2 rRNA genes are annotated in these 2,882 nt (G+C 57.4%); both read right to left on the bottom strand.

From position 1 onward, the window contains the following. Window positions 1-22: 22 nt before the first annotated feature. A 5S ribosomal RNA gene (gene rrf, locus ACP95_RS07620) occupies window positions 23-144 on the bottom strand. A 134-nt stretch (window positions 145-278) separates the two neighbouring features. Continuing rightward, window positions 279-2,882, bottom strand: a 23S ribosomal RNA gene (locus ACP95_RS15305); the annotation flags it as partial.

Genomic DNA, 2,882 nt, shown 5'->3' with positions numbered 1-2,882 from the left:
ACTGAATGACCGCAATGAATGAGAGAGACGGCGAGTGAACTTTTCCAGCGGGTCGCCCACGCCAGTACTCGCTCACACGTAGGTGAGCTTAACTTCCGTGTTCGGGATGGGTACGGGTGTTACCTCACCACTCTGGCCGTCTCACGCCGAGTCGCGGAATCGAACCGCGATCATGCCAAGCTCGGTCGAATCGGTCCGTCAAGACCGCGTGTAAGCGTAGTCCAGTTCGCACCTGGACCCGTAAAACGGGCGCAGTGCAGAGATTTCTGATTACCGGATGAATGATGGCTTCGGACTGTTAGTGCTCGCGGACTCAACGCCTCGTTGCCTTGGCGCGTACATCCCGAGTCTATCTAACTCCTCTTCTACGAGTGTCCTCAACGGTACTTCGTTTCCGAGTGGGTTTCGAGCTTAGATGCGTTCAGCTCTTACCCCGTGACGCGTGGCTGCCCGGCAATGCTCTCTCGAACAACCGGTACACCAGTGGCGTCCAATCGTAGTTCCTCTCGTACTATACGATCGTTCTCGTCAAGTACCATAACACCCCCAATAGATAGCAGCCGACCTGTCTCACGACGGTCTAAACCCAGCTCACGACCTCCTTTAATAGGCGAACAACCTCACCCTTGCCCGCTTCTGCACGGGCAGGATGGAGGGAACCGACATCGAGGTAGCAAGCCACGCGGTCGATATGTGCTCTTGCGCGTGACGACTCTGTTATCCCTAAGGTAGCTTTTCTGTCAGCAACCTGGCCCATCAAGGACCATGGTTGGTTCGCTAAACCACGCTTTCGCGTCAGCGTCACTCGTTGGGAATGACACTGTCAGACTTCCGTTTGCTCTTGCGCTCTTCCTCGGGTTCCCGACCCGAGTGAGGAAATCTTGGGGCGCGCTCGATATCTTTTCGAGCGCGTACCGCCCCAGTCAAACTGCCCGGCTACCGGTGTCCTCCGCCAGGAGTGAGAGTCGCAGTCACTAACGGGTAGTATTTCACTGATGCCTCGGTGGCCCGCTAGCGCGGGTACCTGTGTAACGGCTCCTACCTATGCTGCACATTAGCGACCACGTCTCAGCGACAGCCTGCAGTAAAGCTCTATAGGGTCTTCGCTTCCCCTTGGGGGTCTCCAGACTCCGCACTGGAACGTACAGTTCACCGGGTCCAACGTTGGGACAGTGGCGCTCTCGTTGATCCATTCATGCAAGCCGCTACTGAAGCGGCAAGGTACTACGCTACCTTAAGAGGGTCATAGTTACCCCCGCCGTTGACGGGTCCTTCGTCCTCTTGTACGAGGTGTTCAGATACCCGCACTGGGCAGGATTCAGTGACCGTACGAGTCCTTGCGGATTTGCGGTCACCTGTGTTGTTACTAGACAGTCGGAGCGCCCAAGACACTGCGACCTGCCCCGCCTGGGGCAGGCATTCCTTATTGCGAACGTACGGAACTAACTTGCCGAATTCCCTAACGTCGGTTCTCCCGACAGGCCGTGCCTTGCGCTGGCAGAGTACCTGTGTCGGATCTCGGTACGGACATCGTGCTCCCTTTTCACGGGCTCCTGGTAGCATCGACTTGCGCTATCTCGAGCTTCGCTCGCTTCTTGCCGTTACGGCGTCCACGAGCTTCCTCGATTCGACCGGGCGAAGGCCCGGCTCGATGGTTCCGGAAGCGTCGGTTTCACTGCACGATGGTGCTGGAATATTAACCAGCTGCCCTTTCGATCCCTGCGAGTTACGAGGGACCTTAGGATCGACTAACCCTTGGCTGATTGACAGTGCCAAGGAACCCTTACTCTTCTGGCCGTCGGGGTTCACACCCGACTTTCGCTGCTACTATGACTAGGATTTTCGTTACTGAACGGTCCACGCGAGCTCTCGCCCGAGCTTCCATCCGTCCAGAATGCCAACCTACTGGGTCGCTATTTCACTAGCGCCGCCAGGTCTCGGAGGTGGACTTGAGCCCCGATCATTTTCGGCGCCTCGAACCTCGGCCGGTAAGCTGTTACGCTTTTCTTAGAGGGTAGCTGCTTCTAAGCTCACCTCCCGGCTGTTTAGGGCTCGAGACAACCTTCAAATCGCACTTAGTCCACACTTTGGGTCCTTAACCCAGCTCTGGGTTGTTCCCCTCATGGTACCCAAGCTTACCCCGGGCACCGGACTCCCATCGTCCACGGCGTTTGCACGTTCGGAGTTCGACAGAGAGGCCGACTCCTCTCGGAGGCGGGTCTCTCAATCGGTCGCTCTACCGCGCAAACTACCTCGGATGAGGTCATGCTTCGACATGTTTCGGTTGGAACCAGCTGTTGCCGAGCTCGATGGGCCTTTCACCCCTACTCTCGAGTCACGGGAGGGTATTGTAGGACACCAACCCTAACGGGCCTCCACGTGGCTTTCGCCACGCTTCACCCTGCTCCAGAGTAGATCGCTCGGTTCCGGGTCGTATCCCTTCGACTCCCCGCGCTTGAACACGGTGGGCCTGGCAAAGCTGCGCCCCTATCGGTTTCCCTGCGCCTTCCCTGATAATCAGGTTAGACTCGCCAAAGAGATACACTCCCTAGTTCGTTTTTCAAAACGTACGACGGAACTTCGGCTCCTCTCTCGTCCTACTGGAGGGTCGCCCCTCGATCGTTTGGAGAGAGGCCTTTCAAGCCCCGTCGCTCTATCGCCGACTGGTTTCATGCCCTATTGCACCGCCCTTCTCGGGGTGCTTTTCAGCGTTCGCTCACGCTACTTGTTCGCTATCGGTCTCGAGGAGTGTTTAGCCTTCGCGGTCGATGCCCGCGACATTCACGAGGGATATCCAACCCCCGCTACTCTGGTACTGGCGCACACTCTACTGGCCTACGGTACGGGACTGTCGCCCTGTTTCGTGCTCTGTTCCAAGAGAC

The sequence above is a fragment of the Halolamina rubra genome (genome assembly GCF_000739555.1).
GTDB classification, from domain to species: Archaea; Halobacteriota; Halobacteria; order Halobacteriales; family Haloferacaceae; genus Halolamina; species Halolamina rubra.
This window is presented reverse-complemented; position numbering and strand designations above follow the sequence as displayed.